The sequence below is a fragment of the Methylomarinum vadi genome, assembly GCF_000733935.1.
Lineage (GTDB): Bacteria > Pseudomonadota > Gammaproteobacteria > Methylococcales > Methylomonadaceae > Methylomarinum > Methylomarinum vadi.
The window spans coordinates 4,086,613-4,105,389 of the sequence record NZ_JPON01000001.1 but is presented as its reverse complement, the minus strand read 5'-3'; the positions used below and the strand labels follow the sequence as shown (position 1 = coordinate 4,105,389).

Sequence of the window (18,777 nt, the reverse complement as noted above, 5' to 3'; positions counted from 1 at the left end):
TCATGATCAACGGACCCATTTTATGCGCCGATGACGAACCCTATAACCTAGGCGTTTTGCGCATGGCGCTGAAGCAGTATCATTCCCTGGTATTTGCCCGCAACGGTCGGGAAACCCTCCAGGCCGTCAACAAACATAGCCCTTCCTTGATATTGCTCGATGTGCAAATGCCTGACATGGACGGTTACGAAGTGTGCCGCCAACTCAAGAATGATCGAGAAACCGAGAGTATTCCCATCATATTCGTCACCGGCATGACACAAGAAATCGACGAACAGGCCGGCTTCGAGGTCGGCGCGGTCGATTACATCACCAAGCCGATTTCGGCCCCCATCGTTCAGGCCAGGGTGCAAACCCACTTGTCGCTGGTTCGGGCCGACAAACTCGAAAAGAGCTATCACGATGCCATTCACATGCTAGGCAAGGCCGGGCATTATAACGATACCGACACCGGTGCCCATATCTGGCGAATGGCCGCTTACGGTCGTGCCATCGCCGAGGCAGTGGGTTGGGATGAAGAAAGTTGCAAGCTACTGGAATTGGCCGCGCCTATGCATGATACCGGCAAAATCGGAATTCCCGACGCCATATTAAAAAAACCGGGAAAACTCGATGTTGACGAGTGGCATATCATGAAAAGCCATGCCAGTATCGGTCACGGCATCCTCAAACAGAGCAACGCCCCGATCTTTCAACTCGCGGCGGAAATCGCGCTGAATCACCATGAAAAATGGGACGGCACGGGTTACCCGCATGGTTTATCGGGCATGGCAATTCCTGAATCGGCCCGCATCGTCGCCATCGCCGACATATTCGATGCCCTTTCCATGAAACGCCCTTATAAAGATATCTGGCCACTGGACAAAATTTTGGATTTCTTGGCTCAAAACGCCGGCAACCATTTGGAATCCCGTTTGGTCGAGGCGTTCATGGACATTCTGCCAAAAATTCAAGAAATCAAGGCGGAATGGGATGCCCGCGAGTTGGCGGTTGAAACGAATTTTTCCTGATCAATAGGTCAAAAAGGAGCGAAATCAGTCGATTCCATTGCTTGGTTCGGCAAGTGCGAAACTATTCTCTAACCGCAGGTTTTACAAGTTTGACCTTTAGGTCTCGTCCTTGCCTACCCAATGGGCTACTTCCGGCGGCCGATAAGCACTGTAACGGTCCAACAACCGGCCGGCCTCGGTTTCCACGATCAGCATCGCTCGCTGATGGGGTTTAACGAACTGTTCCGCCAATACATGGTCCATGAACCGGACCAAGGAATCGAAATAGCCTTCCACATTGAGGACCCCGCAAGGCTTATGGTGAAAACCCAATTGTCCCCAAGTCCAGATTTCGAACAATTCCTCCAGGGTGCCTATGCCGCCGGGAAGTGCTATGAAGCCATCCGCCAGTTCGGCCATCAACATTTTGCGTTCGTGCATAGATCGGGTAATATGCAGTTCGGTCAGACTATCGTGCGCCACTTCCTTATGCGCCAAAGCCTTGGGAATCACCCCGACCACATCGCCTCCGAGCTGCAACACTCGATCGGCCACCGCCCCCATGACGCCGATGCTGGCGCCGCCGTAGACCAACTGGATGTTTCTTTCGACCAAGGTTTCGGCCAGGTCACGGGCGGCCGAGGCATAAGCTTCCAACCGTCCCGGACTGGAGCCGCAATAAACGCAAATACTTTTTATTTGATTCATGTTTTTTCCGCCATCATGAAGCATCGCTATTGAAGTAAGGCATTGTATAGCTTAGTGAGTATGCATCTCATACCTTTTCAAATTCGGCAAAGCCGCAAGCTCTGAAAAAATGTAAGTATTGTCTGACCTCGGGTCGCGCATAACGAACACATTTGAGCTTGGGAAAATGAAAACAAAAAAGCATCGGACAATACGGCCCTGAACCCTTACGTCCACGTCGGGATAACCAAATAGCTTACTTTCATCGCACGCTCACCGCAAATGCAAACTAATCCAAAACTAGGTCTTGGTAACGAATCGGCAGGAACAACCGTCTTTCGCCATGCACTCGACCTGTTCCACCGGGTTGTCCAGTAAATGTCCGATCAACGCGCGATCGAATTCGCATAATTCCGTGTGCTGTTGAGCCAAATCGTGAAAAACGCAATTGATTGCGGAAATCGTGACGGTATCGCCCTGTTGTTCGATATCGGCCTGATACCCTAGTTTATGCATTATCGCCGTCAACGTTTGCGCCTTCTCATTCGCATTCTGGCCGAAAAACTGCCCTTCCAGACTGGCGGCTATCTTACGCCCTAGGCGCTGCATGAAAGCCGAAAAGGCTTCGGACCCCATTTCGTGTTTCATTTCTTCCAGGACTAAGTTGCAAAACCAAGAGTATTGCTTGGTGAAATGATTGATACCTTTTTCGGTCAGGACGTAATTACGCGCCGGACGGCCTCCGGTGCTGTTCAAATAAGTCGCCTGAATCAAGGACTGACTTTCCAAGCCGGATAAATGCTGTTGAACGGCATTGCGCGAAATCGCCAACTTTTCGGCCATCGCGTCAATGCTTAAACCGCTCTTGGTGCTTAACAGCAAAGTAAGGATTTGTTCCTGCCTGGATGGAAGTTGATTATGCATTGATGGTTTTTCCCTAACGTTTACCGGAGTCAATATATAGCGTACATAAAGTATAACTAACGGCTTATTTTAGTCTTTATGAGCGAATAGAAGGAAATTATTATAAACTTTTATAATATAATTATTGCATAAGTTACGTATCGATTCTATACTAGTCTCGCATTTTATAGATGCTTTTTTCACTAGCAACAACAGGGGTAGATAATGACCGAATCACTTTATGAACAACTGGGCGGCGAAGCAGCCGTCAATGCGGCGGTCGATATTTTTTATCGCCGCGTATTGAACGACTATCGCATCAACCGCTTCTTCGATAACGTCGACATGGAAGAACAAGCCGCCAAGCAGAAAGCTTTTCTGACCATGGCCTTCGGCGGCCCCAATAATTACACCGGCGCCGATATGCGCCAGGCTCACGCCAAACTGGTCAAGAAAGGTCTGGACGACAGCCATTTCGATGCCGTCATGGAACATTTGAGTGGCACCCTGGAAGAGTTGAACCTGCCGCAAGACTTGATCGGTCAGGTTGCCGCGATTGCCGAAAGCACGCGCGAAGACGTATTAGGCCGCTAACCACTATCGCGCCTTAATAATTACCAGGGTGATTGTTAAGGCGTACCCAGGATGCAGAATCGATCATGACTGTCAGAAAAATCAAACTGGACGAACAAACCGTCCTATGCCAACCCGACGAGCCCTTATTGGATTCCTTGTTGCGGGAAAATATCGAAATCAGCCACGGCTGCCGACAAGGGGCCTGCCAAAGCTGCATGCTGAGGAGTTTGAAGGGCAAGCCGCCCGCCGAGGCGCAACACGGCTTGAAAGAAGGCTTGAAACGACAAAACTATTTCCTCGCCTGCTTGTGTTATCCGCAGCAAGACATGGAAATCGCCTACAGCCATCATCGCGACTATGTGACTTACGCCACCGTGAAAGCGAAGCAGATGCTCAATCCGGAAATCATGCAATTGGTCATCGAAACCGACGAGGGGTTGGATTATTACGCCGGACAATTTGTCAACCTGAAACGCGAAGACGGCCTGACCCGCAGCTATTCGATCGCCAATCACCGCATGCATGGACGTCAGTTAAGTTTTCATGTCAGACGATTGTCGGGAGGACAGTTCAGCGAATGGGCCCACCAGGAATTGCAAGTCGGCGACCGCCTGGCGGTTTCCGAACCGCAAGGACTTTGTTATTACCAACCGGGACAACCCGAGCAAAACCTGCTGCTGATCGGCACCGGCAGCGGGCTGGCGCCGCTGGCCGGCATCATCAGCGAGGCGCTGCATGACGGCCATCGGGGCGACATTCATTTGTATCACGGCAGCAGCGATTTAAACGGTCTGTATTGGGTCGAGGAAATGCGTTCGCTACAACAACGCTACGCCAACTTTCATTACACGCCTTGTATTTCGCGAGGCGAGCCGAACCCCGACAAGGCCCGCGGCCGCGCGCATGAGGTCGCATTTAAGGACTTAACGGCGTTGAAGGGCTGGCGCGTGTATTTATGCGGTCATCCCGACATGGTGGCGGCCAGCAAGCGTCAGGCTTTTATGGCCGGGGCTTCGCTGTCCGACATCTATGCCGACGCCTTCCATGTCGCTTCCAGTTCAGTGGACTAATACCGGCTCTCCGAGATGATCGAACCGCCCGCCTAGCAGGATTTCATTCCGACCTTTTTGCCTCGACACTAAGTCATCACCGCAGGTGCTAGCTATGCGAAGTACCAATCTAATCAGCATTTACTAAGACCAAGGCAAATCACATTCCCTTTATGGCACTGAGAAACCTAGAATAGATTTATTCAGCGCCCCAAAAACGACTTTTTTACCGTCCCGACCGAAATTCACGGTAAAAATAGAACGTTTTAAGCGTATTTAGTGTGAGAGTTTATTATGACACTTGTAATCGATCATCGTTTAATTAAAACCGCATCCGCCATTACCCGGAACAAGTTTTGCCGTAACATCCAAACCGTTGTTATTACAAAATTCATAGTTTCCGTTGCCGATATCATGCACGGAATAGCAGTAGTTAAAATTACCGCCGCCATAGGAGTAGCAAATACCTCCGGCGCGATTAGATAAACGCCAGGTACCGACCGATGTAGTCGGATCGACCGGATCGTTCGGGCCTTTCTTGTAATCGATCAGATCTCCTCCGGGTTCGTGATATTCTTGCCATTGATCGCCATTGGCCTTTTCGGCGCAAACGGTTTTATCAACTAAGATATTGTCTATACTTAAGTCTAGCTGAGTCGCTGCATCGCAAACCGCAAAAGCTTCCCCAGACACGGCGATAGATGCTGCTAATCCTAGGACGATAACATATTTCATGGCCTTGCCTCCAATATAAAACTTTCAGATGAGATAGATTGTTCCAATTTAAAATTCTGGCAGTAGTGCTGACACTGGGAGAACACTCTGCCATCTATATATTGGTGGTCTTGCCTGCACCGTAGAGTTAATCGCTCTGGCCAACAACCTACCTCGTTTCAAGGCCAGTGGTTATTAACCTGATTACTAATTTTTCCTATACTTAGATGCGTAAGGGAAATACCACAATATTTCTTTTATAAGCCAATCATATTGTATTTTCAATTTCGTATCTAATAAATGTTAGTCGAATTGTATAACTTTGTTGACACATGGATTCATTATTCCTCGCATGGGAATTTCTGTGCGTGGAAACACAATTCTTATAATCTACTAAACTTTAAAACGTTGTGCGCAATCCTGGTCTAACCACAAAATTCTGTCAGTTTTTTTTACAAACATTTAAGCACAAACCAGATTCGCGAAACCTAAGTATTGATTAAGCAACATAAATTAACAAATGGCTTGGTAATTGCATTTATATCACATACAGTTAAGGAGATCGCAATGCAGACAATACAGGTTATTTTTCAGATTCTTCTGGCTCTCTATGTGATCGGAGCTACAGGAGTGGTTCAAGCCAGTTTCGTGGATTATTATGATGTCGGAAACTGGACCACCAATATCGATCCGTTCGGTTCGGATGCATCGATCGATCTCAGCGACGCACCGAATTCCATTACCCTGATCAGCGGAAACAATGGAATAAGTTACCCCGGGTTCTTGTCGAATATCGACTTTAGCATAACCGCCCAAGCTACAAGCACAATCTCTTTCGATTGGACTTACGCAACTAATGATAGTGATGGGTCTGCTCAATGGGACCCATTTTTTCTGTTGCATAACGGCGATGAATATTTAGTGTTATCAGGTTCTAACGCCGTGAATCAAACAGGGCATTTTGAATTCGACGTCCAGGCCGGTGATCTGATCGGATTCCGCATGCAATCGTTAGACAGCCTCTTTGGCTCAGCTTCAACGACCATTAGCAATTTCAATACCCAAGCGCCAGTGCCGGCACCCGGAGGCCTTCCCCTTCTCGCTATTGCACTCGCAAGTTTGAAAGCATTTCGCCGCAAACGCAGTTAGATCCGGTTTGAAAATCTACCGATCCTTTTCCACGAAACGGCAAAAGCGACGGTATCCTCGCATCCAGTGCGGCCGGGCTTTATCGGCAAAGGCGCTTCTAAGTTTTTCGGTTTTCAATTGGCTGCGGCCATAATAATCCGCTTGCATCATAAGTTACGAACCCAGCCATTTTATTGTTCATTCCCGGTTTCCGGCCGATACTTCAAATGACGCCCTTTAAATCGGCATGACGATTCTCGAACGAATCGGACAAGCCTGCGAAGCCCGATGTCACAAAAGGATCTCGGTTGCGCGCAAAATCTCACGGGCAAAAATGAAATCCCGCCTCGCTCACTTCTAGCCACAACGGCATAAGGTTCGATACGGGCGACCATTTTTGCGCCCTGGCATTGCACTTTACCGCATTAGGCTAATCTTATTTAAAATTTCGGCACAGAAATGCCTGTCAGAGACGCTGTTAATCCATGAAGGCTTTAAAGATAGAATCTCCTGAACCCGCAGGTCCAGTCCGGCTTGCCAGCGCTGGCCGAGTTAGTTCGTGCAGCACCAACACGATGTAGCGACGAATCGATAATGGAAGACCACGGTCGCTTGTAAGTAATCGACCATTTATTCGACCAACAAACATCGCCGATCAATTTAAAAAGAGCGAATAGCATGTGCGGAAATCATCCTGGTAAAGAGATCCGGCCCCGGCCAAGCACTGACAACCACACGGCACTCCTAGCGATAGAGCGTGCTCCATGAAGTTATCGAAATGGCTGTTGTTATTGTTAATCGCGGTTGCTGTCGCGGCGTTTATTGCGTTCGATCTGCACCAGTATCTGACCCTGGAAACGTTAAAGACCAAGCAGGCCGACATCGAAGCCTACCGAAGCGCGCATCCGGCCCTGGCCATCACGGTCTATGCCTTGGTTTATATCGCCGTTACCGGCCTATCGCTACCCGGCGCGACGGTTTTGACCCTGGCGGGCGGCGCCATATTCGGCCTGCTCTGGGGCAGCCTGATCGTTTCCTTCGCTTCCACTATAGGCGCGACGCTGGCCTTTCTCGCCGCGCGCTTCGTGTTTCGCGATGCGGTCAAGGCCCGTTTCGAGAAACGCCTGCAGACCATCGACGAAGGCATCGCTCGCGACGGCGCCTTTTATCTGTTCACGTTACGGCTGGTGCCGCTGTTTCCGTTTTTCGCGATCAATCTGGCGATGGGATTGACGGCGCTTCGAACTTGGACCTTTTATTGGGTCAGCCAGGTCGGCATGCTGGCCGGCACCGTCGTTTACGTCAATGCCGGCACGCAACTGGCACGGATCGATTCGCTGTCCGGTATCCTGTCGCCGGCGGTGTTGGGCGCGTTCGTGCTGTTGGGGTTGTTTCCGTTAATCGCAAAAAAAATGGTAGAAGCGATACGGCGACTGAGGGTCTACCGACATTGGCCAAAACCCAGGCAGTTCGACAATAATCTGATCGTCATTGGTGCCGGTTCCGGTGGCCTCGTTACGGCCTATATCGCGGCGGCGGTCAAAGCCAAGGTCACGCTGATCGAGAAGCACAAGATGGGCGGCGACTGCCTGAACACCGGCTGTGTACCGTCCAAGGCGCTGATCCGTTCGGCCAAATGGCTGTCGCATCTCAAGCGCCACGAAGAATTCGGCATCAAGCAGGCCCAGGCCGATGTCGATTTCGCCGCCGTCATGGAACGGGTGAAGCTGGTGATCAAAACCATCGAGCCGCACGATTCGATCGAACGTTATCGCGGGCTCGGCGTCGAGGTCGTGACCGGCGAGGCCAAAATCCTTACTCCGTGGGAAGTCCAGGTGACCACGGCTGAGGGCGTGAAAAAGCTGACTACCCGCGCCATCGTCATTGCCGCCGGCGCCCGTCCGTTCGTGCCGCCGATCCCGGGCCTGGACAAGATCGACTATCTCACTTCGGACACTATCTGGAATTTGCGAGCGCTGCCGAAGCGGCTATTGGTGCTTGGCGGCGGGCCGATCGGCTGCGAATTGACGCAATGTTTCGCCCGCCTGGGCAGCCGGGTCACCCAGGTGGAAATGGCAGAACGCATCCTGGCACGCGAAGACCCGGAAGTGTCCGAGACGGTCATGCAGCGCTTTAAACAAGAAGGCGTCGACATGCGGGTCGGCCACACGGCCAGGGAATTTGCCGTCGAAAACGGCGAGAATATCCTGTTCGCCGAACACGAGGGGCAAACGGTCAAAATCCCGTTCGACCAAGTACTGGTCGCGATCGGCCGCGCCGCCAACGTTACCGGTTACGGCATCGAGGAACTCGGCATTAAACTATCGCCGCGCAACACTATCGCCACCGATCCGTTTCAATGCACCAATTACCCAAACATTTACGCGGTCGGCGATGTCGCGGGACCCTATCAATTCACCCATACCGCCGCTCATCAAGCCTGGTACGCGGCGGTGAACGCCCTGTTCGGCGGATTCAAGAAATTCCGCACCGACTATTCGGTCATTCCGTGGTCGACCTTCACCGACCCCGAAGCCGCCCGGGTCGGTCTCAATGAACAGGACGCCCGGCAACAAGGCGTCGCCTATGAAGCCGTAACCTATGGCATCGACGACCTGGACCGGGCCATCGCCGACGGCGAGGCGCATGGTTTCGTCAAGATTCTAACGAAGCCGGGTAAAGACCAAATTATCGGCGTTACCATCGTCGGCGAACATGCCGGCGATCTGATCGCCGAATTCGTGCTGGCGATGAAACACGGCATCGGTTTGAATAAGGTGCTGAGCACGATCCATATCTACCCGACCCTGGCCGAGGCTAACAAATACGCGGCCGGCGTCTGGAAGAAAGCGCATGCGCCGGAAGGTTTGCTGCGCTGGGTCGCGCGTTATCACCGCTGGCGTAGAAGATAAATTCGACCGTGTATTCCACTGGAAAAGACCGATTAATGGTTGAAAGCAAAAATCAGATCCGCTCCGATTAACGTAATCGGAGACATGATTGGCTCAACATTGTTATCCCTTCTTCGATTACGCTGAACAAGAAGAGCCGCGTGTGTCGCCTTAGTGATGCTTCCTTACCGCGATCGGCTCGACATTGCGCCGGGGCTCTCCGGTATAGAGCTGCCGTGGCCGGCCGATTTTTTGCTCCGGATCGGCGATCATTTCGTCCCAATGGGCGATCCAGCCGACGCTGCGCCCCATGGCGAACATCGCCGTAAACATATTACTGGGGACGCCCAGCGCCTTGAGCACGATGCCGGAATAGAAATCGACATTCGGATAAAGCTTTTTATCGATGAAATAATCGTCTTCGAGCGCAATACGCTCCAGTTCCATGGCCAGCTTGAACAAGGGGTCATCTTTTAGCCCCAGTTCATCGAGCACTTCATGACAGGTTTGCCGGATCAGTTTGGCGCGAGGATCGTAATTTTTATAAACCCGATGACCGAATCCCATCAAACGGAATGGATCGTTTTTGTCCTTGGCCTTTTCGATATATTGGCCGATATTCGAGCTGTCACCGATTTCCTGCAGCATGTTCAAGACCGCTTCATTGGCGCCGCCGTGCGCCGGCCCCCACAAGCAGGCGATGCCGGAAGTCAAACAGGCGTAAGGATTGGCGCCGCTGGAACCGGCCAGGCGCACGGTCGAGGTCGAGGCGTTTTGTTCGTGATCGGCATGCAGGACCAGGATGCGGTCGAGCGCTCGCACCAACACCGGGTTCTGTCGGTACTCTTCGCACGGATTGCCGAACATCATGCGCATGAAGTTCTCGACGTAGCCGAGATCGTTGCGCGGAAACAAAAACGGCAAGCCAATGCTGTACTTATATGTCATCGCAATGATAGTAGGAATTTTGGCGATGATGCGGATTGCCGACAAATCGCGGTCTTCCTGCGAATTGATGTCCAACGCGTCGTGATAAAACGCCGACAGCGCGCCGACCACGCCCACCATGATCGCCATCGGATGGGCATCGCGGCGAAAGCCCTTTAAAAAATAATTGAGCTGATCGTGTAGCAAAGTATGGTAGGTCACGCGATGAACAAAACCATCGAGTTCGTCCTCGTTGGGTAAATCGCCGTAAAGCAATAAATAACAGACTTCCAGAAAACTGCAGCTCTCGGCCAACTGTTCGATCGGATAGCCACGGTAGAGCAGAATGCCGGCCTCGCCGTCTATGTAGGTGATTTTCGACGCGCAACTGGCGGTCGAGGTAAACCCCGGATCGAAAGCAAAAAGTCCGCTTTCCCGATAAAGCGAGCGCATGTCGACGACATCCGGTCCGAGCGACCCCGATAACAGTGGTAGCGAATAGGAACTTGAGGAATTATCGTCGTTTAACGTGTAATGCCGTTTGTTGTTCATGGCTTGATCCTCCGAAAGACTGTTATCCTTTCGGTGGACTTGTTTTTAGACGTTAAGTTCTATCTTGGCGAGCAAGCGTCAGCCAAACCCGCAAGACTTCGGCGACACTCCAAGCCTGGGCGAAACAACCACGGGGCAGAAAAGGCGGAATCGCGTCGAAGATTTCAGCAATTTGTCCGAGACAGCCTTCGTTAAGATGCTGCCGAAAAGGTTCGAGAAACGACAACGCCTTTTCGCGATCCCGATACACCCGGTAATGCGCATCGACAAAGGGGCCTATCAGCCAAGCCCAGACCGTACCCTGATGATAGGCGCCATCCCGCATCTTGCGATCGCCTTGATATTGGAGAACGTAGCCTGGATCGCTGTCGGCCAGGCTGCGCAGGCCATAAGACGTCAGCAATTCCCGCGCGCATAGGTCGACCACGGCCCGTTGTTGTGCCTCGCTAAGCGGGCTGTGCGGCAAAGACACTGCCAGCAACTGGTTGGGGCGCAACCTTCCATCGTAAAGTCTGCCGTCGCCATGAAGCTCCCCTTGTTCGCCGTGGATGACATCGTACAGACATTGCCGGTCCGCGTTCCAAAACCGGCGGAAGCTTGATTTGACCCGTTGCGCGCTGTGTCGATAGTCTTCGGCCAGGTCTTCTCGTCCGACTTGGGCGGCCAATCCTTCCATGACCGATAAGGCGTTGTACCAGAGCGCGTTGATTTCCACGCATTTGCCGCTGCGCGGCGTCACCACCCAGTCGTCCACCTTGGCGTCCATCCAAGTCAGTTGCATGCCGGTTTCGCCCGCCGTCAACAAGCCGTCTTCGGAATCGACCCGAATGCCGTAGCGGGAGCCCCGCCTATGCCAAGCGATGATATCGACCAAGACCGGAAACAGCTCGGCAGCCAAAGCGGCGTCGCCGCTTTCATGCGTGTAGCGATCTAGGGCGTGGATGAACCATAAGGTCGCATCGACGGTGTTGTATTCGGGATCACCTCCCTGATCCGGAAAGCGGTTCGGAATCATTCCGGCGCTAACGTAACCGGCAAACGTGCGCAAGATGTCGGCGGCGATAGCGAAATGTCCCAAGGCCAGCGTCAATCCCGGCAAGGCGATCATCGTATCGCGTCCCCAATCGGTAAACCAGGGATATCCGGCAATCACCGTTTTTCCTGCCGAATCCCGCCCGCTTCGGCGATCGACGATGAATTGCTCGGCAGCCAAAGCGAGTTGTTCGATCCATTCCGGCACATCGTCCGGTAACGCTTGCAACCAGTGTTGGCGTTTGCTTTGTATTTGCCGAGCGACTCGATCGTAATCCTCTGCCGCAGACACGTCCCCGGTCAACAGCACCGTCGCTTTTTCACCTTCGGCCAAAGTCAGATGGAACATCCCCGGACGAAACAAATCTTCCGTGTCATCCAGGCCGCGTTGAGTTTCCTGCCGGTATTTGAAATACCGGTACCAGAAAAAGCCGGGAATATATTCGCCCCGATCGCAAACGACCCGATAAACTTTTGCGCCGGGAAAGGCGATCACTTCGAAGCCACCTTGAATTTGATGAATTGCCGGCGCCAATTCGCCCTGTTCGAGGCCGTGATAATCACGATAAGCGCAAAGCGGAGTCAGGTCGAACGATATACCGGCCGATGCCCGGAGAATTTCGATAGTGGCCAATGTGGTATTACTGCCTGGCTGCATGACGACGCGTTTTTCGATCAGCGCATCGGCAATGGCATAGCGCCAGACCGGCAGGCCCTGGTCGAGGCGGAACGATTCCAGTAATGTAAAGCCCTTGGGCGCGATTGTTCCATCCGCGAATACATTGCTAAAGAGGTCGTAGCGCCGCTTCAGGTAACAGGCGGCCACATCGAGCTTGGAAACCAGGAGAACCCGGCCCGTCGGTGGACTCAATGCCGCCATTAACAACCCGTGGTAACGGCGGGTATTCGTCTCGGCAACCGTACCGCAGGCAAAACCGCCGATACCGTTGGTAACCAACCATTCGTGAGAGATGGCCTGTTCGAAATTGCCGCAGGCAGCCCGCCCTAGCTCAAAAAACATCATTATCTGCTAATGGCATCGAATGGCCTCCTATGGAAACTTGACTGGTTATCCCTAAAATGTTTTTTGGATACGTTAAATTTGATTATATGAAACTATGTGGAACAATATAAGTCGTTATCAGAAATGATAAATCGCATAGACTCATAGTCAATCTTTTATGGAAAGCAGAATCAATCGGAGTTCGCATGACTGATAGCGCCATCAGTGAATCTGTACAAAATTATTACGGCGAGGTACTGCAATCCAACGCCGACCTTAAAACCAGCGCCTGTTGCACATTGGATACGATGCCCCGGCATCTACGCCCCTTATTGTCCGACTTGCATCCGGAAGTGACCGCACGTTTTTACGGTTGCGGTTCGCCATTGCCTCCAGCACTGGAAGGCTGTACCGTGTTGGATCTCGGCTGTGGCTCCGGCCGCGACTGTTATCTGTTATCGAAACTGGTCGGCGAATCAGGCCGTGTCATCGGTATCGACATGACCGAGGAACAGCTGGCGGTCGCCAAGCGCCATTGCGACTGGCATGCCGAACGCTACGGCTATGCGCAGTCCAATGTCGAATTCATCTATGGCCTTATCGAGGACTTAGCAACTGCCGGTATCGCCGACAATTCCATCGATGTCGTCGTCTCCAATTGCGTGATTAATTTATCGCCCGATAAACGCCGTGTTTTAAAGGAAATTTTCCGCGTATTAAAGCCAGGCGGAGAACTCTATTTCTCCGATGTCTACGCCGACCGCCGCATTCCGCCAGCGCTGAGAACCGATCCGGTGCTGTTGGGGGAATGTCTGGGAGGCGCCTTATATTGGGAGGATTTTCGCCGCATCATGCAGGAGCTGGGTTGTCCCGACGTGCGCGTGGTCAAGGAAAATCCAATCAATCTGGACGACCCCGAGGTCGCCGCCAAGATCGGCATGGTGCATTTCCGTTCGGTCACGGTGAGGGCCTTCAAAATGCCGCTGGAAGACCGTTGCGAGGATTTCGGCCAGATCGCCGTTTATAAAGGGACGATCGGCGAGCATCCACACGCTTTCGACCTGGATGACCATCACCACCTGGAAACAGGGCGGCCGCTAAGGATATGCGGCAACACTGCCGACATGATCGGCTCCAGCCGTTATGCGACTCATTTCGATATCGTGGGCGACAAATCGACCCATTTTGGCCTGTTCGATTGCGCCCCCCCCAATACCAGCCGCAACCTGGAATCCGGATCCGCCTGTTGTTAAGTACGATGATTGCAATCAGTCAATTGAGCATCGTCGTGCCCATTGGCCCCGGCGATACGTCCTGGCAGGTTCTATTAAACGATTTGGCGGCATTCGGTTCCTCTCCGGAAATCATACTGTCCGCCTGTGAACCGCAACCCGATGGCATCGAACTACCAGAAAACGCCTGCTGGCTGTGTGGCGCACAAGGCCGCGCGCGGCAACTCAATAACGGCGCCCAAAAAGCGCAACGCCCGTTCATCTGGTTTGTGCACGCCGATACTCGCTGTGGCGAGGAGGTCAGGACCTGCTTGCTGCATTTTATCGAAAGTGACAAGGACTATCTGGGTTATTTCAAATTGAGTTTCGCCGCCGACGGGCCGGCATTGACCCAACTGAATGCATGCGCCGCCAATATTCGCTCGAAATTACTGGGACTGCCATTCGGCGACCAGGGATTTATCGTCAAAAAATCTATTTTTTTTGCTATGCATGGCTTCGATGAAACAATAAGATTGGGTGAAGACCTCGATTTTGTCGTACGTTTTAAAGCATCCGGTTTACCAATAGGTGAACTTCCGGCTATGCTTATCACTAGCGCCAGACGTTATCGCCAGCAAGGCTGGCTAAAGACGACCCTGCGTCATCTGTGGTTGACCTGGCAATTGACCCGACAATCAAAACAACGCTTGAGCGAGGCCTCATGAGTGGAGCAATAGCCATTTTCGTGAAGACGCCGGGATTGTCGCCGGTCAAGACCAGACTGGCGCCCTTTCTAGGAAAAAAATTGGCGGAAGTGTTCCACCTAGCCTCAACCGCAGCCGTGCGGGAAGTCGTGCAGAAAACCTGTAAGCAGGAGGATGTCCAGGGTTATTATGCCGTGGCGGAACAAACAGGCTTAAAACATTCATATTGGCAGGACTTGCCTTGTGTTTGGCAAGGCGAAGGCGGATTGGGCGAACGCATGGCATATGTTTATCAAACCTTGCTAAACAAGCACGATTTCGTTATTTTGATCGGCGCCGATATTCCGCAAATGATCGCTGGTGAACTACTTTCGGCATGTGTCTGGTTAAGCCGGGAAGAACATGCCCGCATGGCCTTCGGACCGAGCGTCGACGGCGGCTTCTGGTTATTCGGCGGCAATTGCGAAATTCCACAAAAACTCTGGACCGAAGTCACCTACAGTCGAGAGGACACCGGCACTCAATTTCTGAATAAAATCCGAAAATTTGGCGAGTTAAAGCAGATGGATTTGTTACAGGATGTCGACGACACGGAAGATATGCTTCAACTTAAACAAACGTTGCAGGAAATGCCGGAACCTTTGCCGGCCCAACGCGCATTGTTACGGCTATTGTATGCTTTACCCGAACCTTCTTCGCCTTGAGTTACCAGATGCGTGACGTAAAACCTTTATTACTTAAAAGTGATTTCCCCCCTATCCGAAGAGGACAATTGCAGACCCTGCAAATGAATCTGGGTTATCTGTGCAACCTGAGCTGTACCCATTGCCATGTGAATGCCGGTCCGAAACGGACCGAATTGATGTCGCGAGAAACCATGCTTACCGCATTGCAATTTGCCGAACGCTATCGATTAGAGACGCTCGACTTGACCGGCGGTTCGCCGGAGATGAATCCCGCTTTTCGTTGGTTGGTACGGCAGGCAAAACAACGGGAATTACATGTGACGGACCGGTGCAATCCGACTATCCTGATGGAACCCGGTTATGAAGACATGGCCGAATTTCTGGCCGAACAACAAGTGGAGGTAATCGCTTCCCTGCCCTGTTATTTGGAAGATAATGTCGATGCGCAACGCGGCAAGGGTGTATTCAAAGCCTCGATCGCTGCCTTGCAGAAACTGAATAGTTTGGGTTTCGGCAAACCGGGCGGCGATTTAGTCCTGAACCTGGTATTCAACCCGCAAGGCGCCTCCTTGCCACCGCCCCAGCAAGAATTGGAGCAAGCTTACCGAGGTTTTTTACAGGATCAATTCGATCTGCAATTTAACCGCCTTTTCACCATCACCAACATGCCGATACAACGCTTTGGCGCGGTGTTGGCGGCAAAAGGACAATTCGCGGCTTATATGGGTCGCCTCAAACAAGCCTACCGCGCGGAAAACCTGGAACAAGTCATGTGCAAGACCCTACTGAGCGTGGATTGGCAAGGTTATGCGTACGACTGCGATTTCAATCAAATGCTGGAACTGCCTTTGTCCGGCCGCCCCACCCATATATCCCAGTTATTGGAAAACATGCCGGACTCGATGCCGATCGCCGTTGCCGACCATTGCTACGGCTGTACCGCCGGACAAGGCTCGAGCTGCACCGGCGTATTAAATTGATGCGTTATTTCAATTCAACGCCAATTTAACTCCCTGATGAAGAAATAAGTCGACAGGCGCGGTCGGTTTGGAAAACCAGAAGCCCTGCACCGCATCGCAACCGTTATCGATCAAATATTGCAATTGCTCTTTCGTTTCCACTCCCTCCGCGATCACTTTCTTTTTCAAGGCATGGGACATCGCGATGACGGCATGGACCACGGTCTGGTCGGCCGCGCTATGCAAAACATTACGGACAAAGGATTGGTCGATTTTGATAAAACTGGCCGGCAATCTCTTTAGATAAGCCAACGAGGAATAGCCCGTACCGAAATCATCGATGGCGATCAGTATGCCGGCATTCACCAGTTGTTCCATGGCCTTGATCGCGACATCCGGCGTTTTCATCAACGCGCTTTCGGTAATTTCGATTTCTATCCATTCCCGCCGGGCCTCCGCGGCATCGATTTGTTGGATAATATTCTTGGCCAATTCCAAATTTATCAGCTCTATCGCGGAAATGTTGATGGCGATTTTGCCGAAATCGATCCCGGCCTCGAACCAGCTAACAGCCTGCCGGCAAACCCGATTGATGACCCAACGGCTCAACTCGGCGATCAGCCCGGACTCTTCCGCCAAGGGAATGAATTCCAGCGGTGAGATCGGCCCCAAATCGGGATGATTCCAACGCATCAGCGCTTCGTAACCAATCAAGCGGTGGTTTTGCGCGCAATGTTTGGATTGATAATAAACCTGCAATTCGAAATCGTCATCATAGCGTTGCAGCGCCAGCGCCTGGCGCAGGCCTTGCTCGAGCAACAGTCGGCGATTGGCGATATCCTGCATATCGACCGAGCAAAACGCGTAGCCCTTCTTCTCCTTTTTGGCAAAATACATGGCGTTATCGGCATGTTGTAATAAAGTCTCCGCATCAATGCCGTCTTCTGGATAAATCGCTATGCCGATGCTGGTACCCAAAATAAATTGCTGGCCGTTCAAGTCGTAAGGCGCGAGCAGTTGTTGCTGTAATTTTTCCGCGACAATCTTTGCCGCTTCGGTGTCTGAGCCTGGCAAAATCAAGGTAAACTCGTCGCCGCCCATACGTGCGGCCATATCTGATTCGCGCAATACCGATTTTAACCTGCCCGCCGTCTCCCTGAGCACTTCATCGCCCGCGGCATGGCCGAGACTGTCATTGACCATTTTAAATCGGTCCACATCGAGAAACAGCAAGGCCATCGTTTCCTGTTGCCGATGCGAAAGCGCGATCATTTGTTCAAGCCGGTCGGTAAACAAACGCCTGTTGGCCAAGCCGGTCAAATCATCGTAATACGACAACCAATTCAGGCGGTCGCAAGCCTGTTTCAACAAGGTTATATCGTGAGCGATTCCCTCAACGCCGATACAGTGGCCATCATCATCGAGTAGTTGATTTTCCAACACTTCCAAACAATGCTTCTTGCCCTTGCTGTCGAGTATCTCCACTTCATAAGGGGGAACTTTCTCGCCATTCAGGCAACGCGCGGTATAGTCCTCGACTTTTTCATTATTGGGATGGTCGGTCAGATAAGTGCTGATATGCGTCAGCATTTGTTCGACCGGATAACCGAGAATCGTAGTCACCGACGGACTCAAATAGGTGAATACTCCATTCAAATCGTGTTGGTAGAAAAAATATTCGTCCTCCAGGTTTTCCACTAAACTACGGTATTTTTGTTCGCTGTTGCGGAGCTGTTTGGTGCGTTGCAGCACTTGGTTCTCAAGGTCCTGCTTCAGCAGGTTAAGTTCGCTATTGGCTCGTTGCAGTTTCCTGCCTGTACTCGTGATGCGCCGGTTCTGGCGCTTGATTTGCCCAATCCAGACCAGCAGAATTAATAAAAGCAATAATAACGTAGCAACAACCTTGGCAATGGTTTCATAATCGATCGGCAATTCGTCCGGCGCATACCATTTTTCATTGATGGCTTTTTTCTCCTCAAGACTCAAGGAATCCAATCCCTTCTGTAAGATCCCCGCCAATAACGGCCAATCGCTTCGTACTGCAATACTTTCATTGGAACTGTTATGATCATAAAAGGCTGGAAACTTGATCTGACTGAACTGGTATTTATTCTGCAGGTAATAGCTGCTGGCGAAGAAAATAATGGCGGCATCGGCCTGTTGATTTTCGACGGCAATCAGCGCCTCGCGCATGTCGTCGGCATAAAAAGGCGTAATGCTGGGGATTTCTTCTAAAATTCTGAGCGAATATTGGTAATTCTTCACCAGGGCAACCGTTTTACCGGCCAAGTTACTGCGATCTTTGATTTGCTGATTGTTCTTATGTGTCACAATGACCAGCGATTTGAAAACATAGGGTTTGGTGAAGGCGAATTGAAATTGCCGTTCCGGTCTGTCGACCATGGTCGCAACGACATCGATCTGTTTATCTAGCGCGGCCGGATAGATATCCGTCCACAAGGTCCTGTCATCGATCTCGAAACGAATATTCAGTTGGCGGCTGATCAATTGAATGGTTTCGACGGCGATACCTTGCAATTGGCCTGATTGATCGACAAAACTGTAGGGAGGAAAATGGCCGTCGAAGGCGATACGAATAGGCTGATGCGCCTCCAACCAAGCTTGTTCCTCGGCGGTCAATGTAACCGATTGTAACGCGGCAGATTGTTGCTGCGCCTGTGCCGTTATTATAGGTTGATTTTGGCGCACGAACATAAGCCCCAGAGTCACGACAACTCCGGCCAAGATAATCTTAACGGCCCT

15 protein-coding genes are annotated in these 18,777 nt (G+C 51.7%); 9 read left to right on the top strand and 6 right to left on the bottom strand.

Features of this window, described 5'->3' with window-relative positions; all coding sequences use genetic code 11:
- Nucleotides 1-2 precede the first annotated feature (2 nt).
- Nucleotides 3-1,010 carry a response regulator gene (locus tag EP25_RS0120390; RefSeq protein ID WP_031435562.1) on the top strand — a complete coding sequence of 336 codons (1,008 nt, stop codon included), beginning with the start codon at nt 3-5 and terminating at the stop codon, nt 1,008-1,010.
- A 96-nt stretch (nt 1,011-1,106) separates the two neighbouring features.
- Here EP25_RS0120390 and EP25_RS0120385 read toward each other — a convergent pair whose 3' ends face one another.
- On the bottom strand, nt 1,107-1,697 hold the full coding sequence (locus EP25_RS0120385; RefSeq protein WP_031435561.1) for an LOG family protein: 591 nt from the start codon (nt 1,695-1,697) through the stop codon (nt 1,107-1,109).
- A gap of 279 nt (nt 1,698-1,976) precedes the next feature.
- Nucleotides 1,977-2,600: a helix-turn-helix transcriptional regulator gene (locus EP25_RS0120380; protein ID WP_031435560.1), complete on the bottom strand. Its 624-nt coding sequence runs from the start codon at nt 2,598-2,600 to the stop codon at nt 1,977-1,979.
- A gap of 204 nt (nt 2,601-2,804) precedes the next feature.
- On the opposite strand from EP25_RS0120380, the gene EP25_RS0120375 reads away from it, so the two are divergent.
- Both EP25_RS0120375 and EP25_RS0120370 read left to right on the top strand, forming a co-directional pair.
- Entirely contained in the window at nt 2,805-3,173 is a 369-nt protein-coding gene (locus EP25_RS0120375) for a group I truncated hemoglobin (protein ID WP_031435559.1), read from the top strand.
- A 65-nt stretch (nt 3,174-3,238) separates the two neighbouring features.
- Nucleotides 3,239-4,225: a 2Fe-2S iron-sulfur cluster-binding protein gene (locus EP25_RS0120370; RefSeq protein ID WP_031435558.1), complete on the top strand. Its 987-nt coding sequence runs from the start codon at nt 3,239-3,241 to the stop codon at nt 4,223-4,225.
- 297 nt (nt 4,226-4,522) lie between these two features.
- Here EP25_RS0120370 and EP25_RS0120365 read toward each other — a convergent pair whose 3' ends face one another.
- On the bottom strand, nt 4,523-4,939 hold the full coding sequence (locus EP25_RS0120365) for a hypothetical protein (RefSeq protein WP_051906942.1): 417 nt from the start codon (nt 4,937-4,939) through the stop codon (nt 4,523-4,525).
- Between the two features lie 546 nt (nt 4,940-5,485).
- Between EP25_RS0120365 and EP25_RS0120360 the strand changes: the two genes are divergently transcribed.
- Together EP25_RS0120360 and EP25_RS0120350 are read left to right on the top strand one after the other, a co-directional pair.
- Nucleotides 5,486-6,067 (top strand): hypothetical protein, encoded by a 582-nt coding sequence (locus EP25_RS0120360; RefSeq protein WP_051906941.1) that lies wholly within the window; start codon nt 5,486-5,488, stop codon nt 6,065-6,067.
- Nucleotides 6,068-6,810: 743 nt separating this feature from the next.
- Nucleotides 6,811-8,958: an FAD-dependent oxidoreductase gene (locus EP25_RS0120350; protein WP_031435555.1), complete on the top strand. Its 2,148-nt coding sequence runs from the start codon at nt 6,811-6,813 to the stop codon at nt 8,956-8,958.
- A 150-nt stretch (nt 8,959-9,108) separates the two neighbouring features.
- Here the strand turns inward: EP25_RS0120350 and gltA are convergent, their stop codons facing one another.
- Together gltA and EP25_RS0120340 are read right to left on the bottom strand one after the other, a co-directional pair.
- Entirely contained in the window at nt 9,109-10,416 is a 1,308-nt protein-coding gene (gltA, locus tag EP25_RS0120345; RefSeq protein WP_031435554.1) for a citrate synthase, read from the bottom strand.
- A gap of 52 nt (nt 10,417-10,468) precedes the next feature.
- On the bottom strand, nt 10,469-12,469 hold the full coding sequence (locus EP25_RS0120340; RefSeq protein WP_031435553.1) for an amylo-alpha-1,6-glucosidase: 2,001 nt from the start codon (nt 12,467-12,469) through the stop codon (nt 10,469-10,471).
- A gap of 188 nt (nt 12,470-12,657) precedes the next feature.
- Between EP25_RS0120340 and EP25_RS0120335 the strand changes: the two genes are divergently transcribed.
- From EP25_RS0120335 to arsS, 4 genes are read left to right on the top strand one after another with little or no spacing between them, the layout of a single operon-like run.
- Nucleotides 12,658-13,704 carry a methyltransferase domain-containing protein gene (locus EP25_RS0120335; RefSeq protein WP_031435552.1) on the top strand — a complete coding sequence of 349 codons (1,047 nt, stop codon included), beginning with the start codon at nt 12,658-12,660 and terminating at the stop codon, nt 13,702-13,704.
- Nucleotides 13,705-13,709: 5 nt separating this feature from the next.
- Complete coding sequence (locus EP25_RS0120330; RefSeq protein WP_031435551.1) at nt 13,710-14,390, top strand: hypothetical protein; 681 nt, start codon at nt 13,710-13,712, stop codon at nt 14,388-14,390.
- Nucleotides 14,387-15,073, top strand: coding sequence for a TIGR04282 family arsenosugar biosynthesis glycosyltransferase (locus EP25_RS0120325; protein WP_031435550.1), 687 nt, complete (start codon nt 14,387-14,389; stop codon nt 15,071-15,073). Before EP25_RS0120330 ends, EP25_RS0120325 begins: the two co-directional genes overlap by 4 nt.
- Nucleotides 15,074-15,081: 8 nt before the next feature.
- Nucleotides 15,082-16,035: an arsenosugar biosynthesis radical SAM (seleno)protein ArsS gene (gene arsS, locus EP25_RS0120320; RefSeq protein WP_031435549.1), complete on the top strand. Its 954-nt coding sequence runs from the start codon at nt 15,082-15,084 to the stop codon at nt 16,033-16,035.
- Between the two features lie 9 nt (nt 16,036-16,044).
- Here arsS and EP25_RS0120315 read toward each other — a convergent pair whose 3' ends face one another.
- Nucleotides 16,045-18,744 carry a bifunctional diguanylate cyclase/phosphodiesterase gene (locus EP25_RS0120315; RefSeq protein WP_160172762.1) on the bottom strand — a complete coding sequence of 900 codons (2,700 nt, stop codon included), beginning with the start codon at nt 18,742-18,744 and terminating at the stop codon, nt 16,045-16,047.
- Nucleotides 18,745-18,777: the final 33 nt, after the last annotated feature.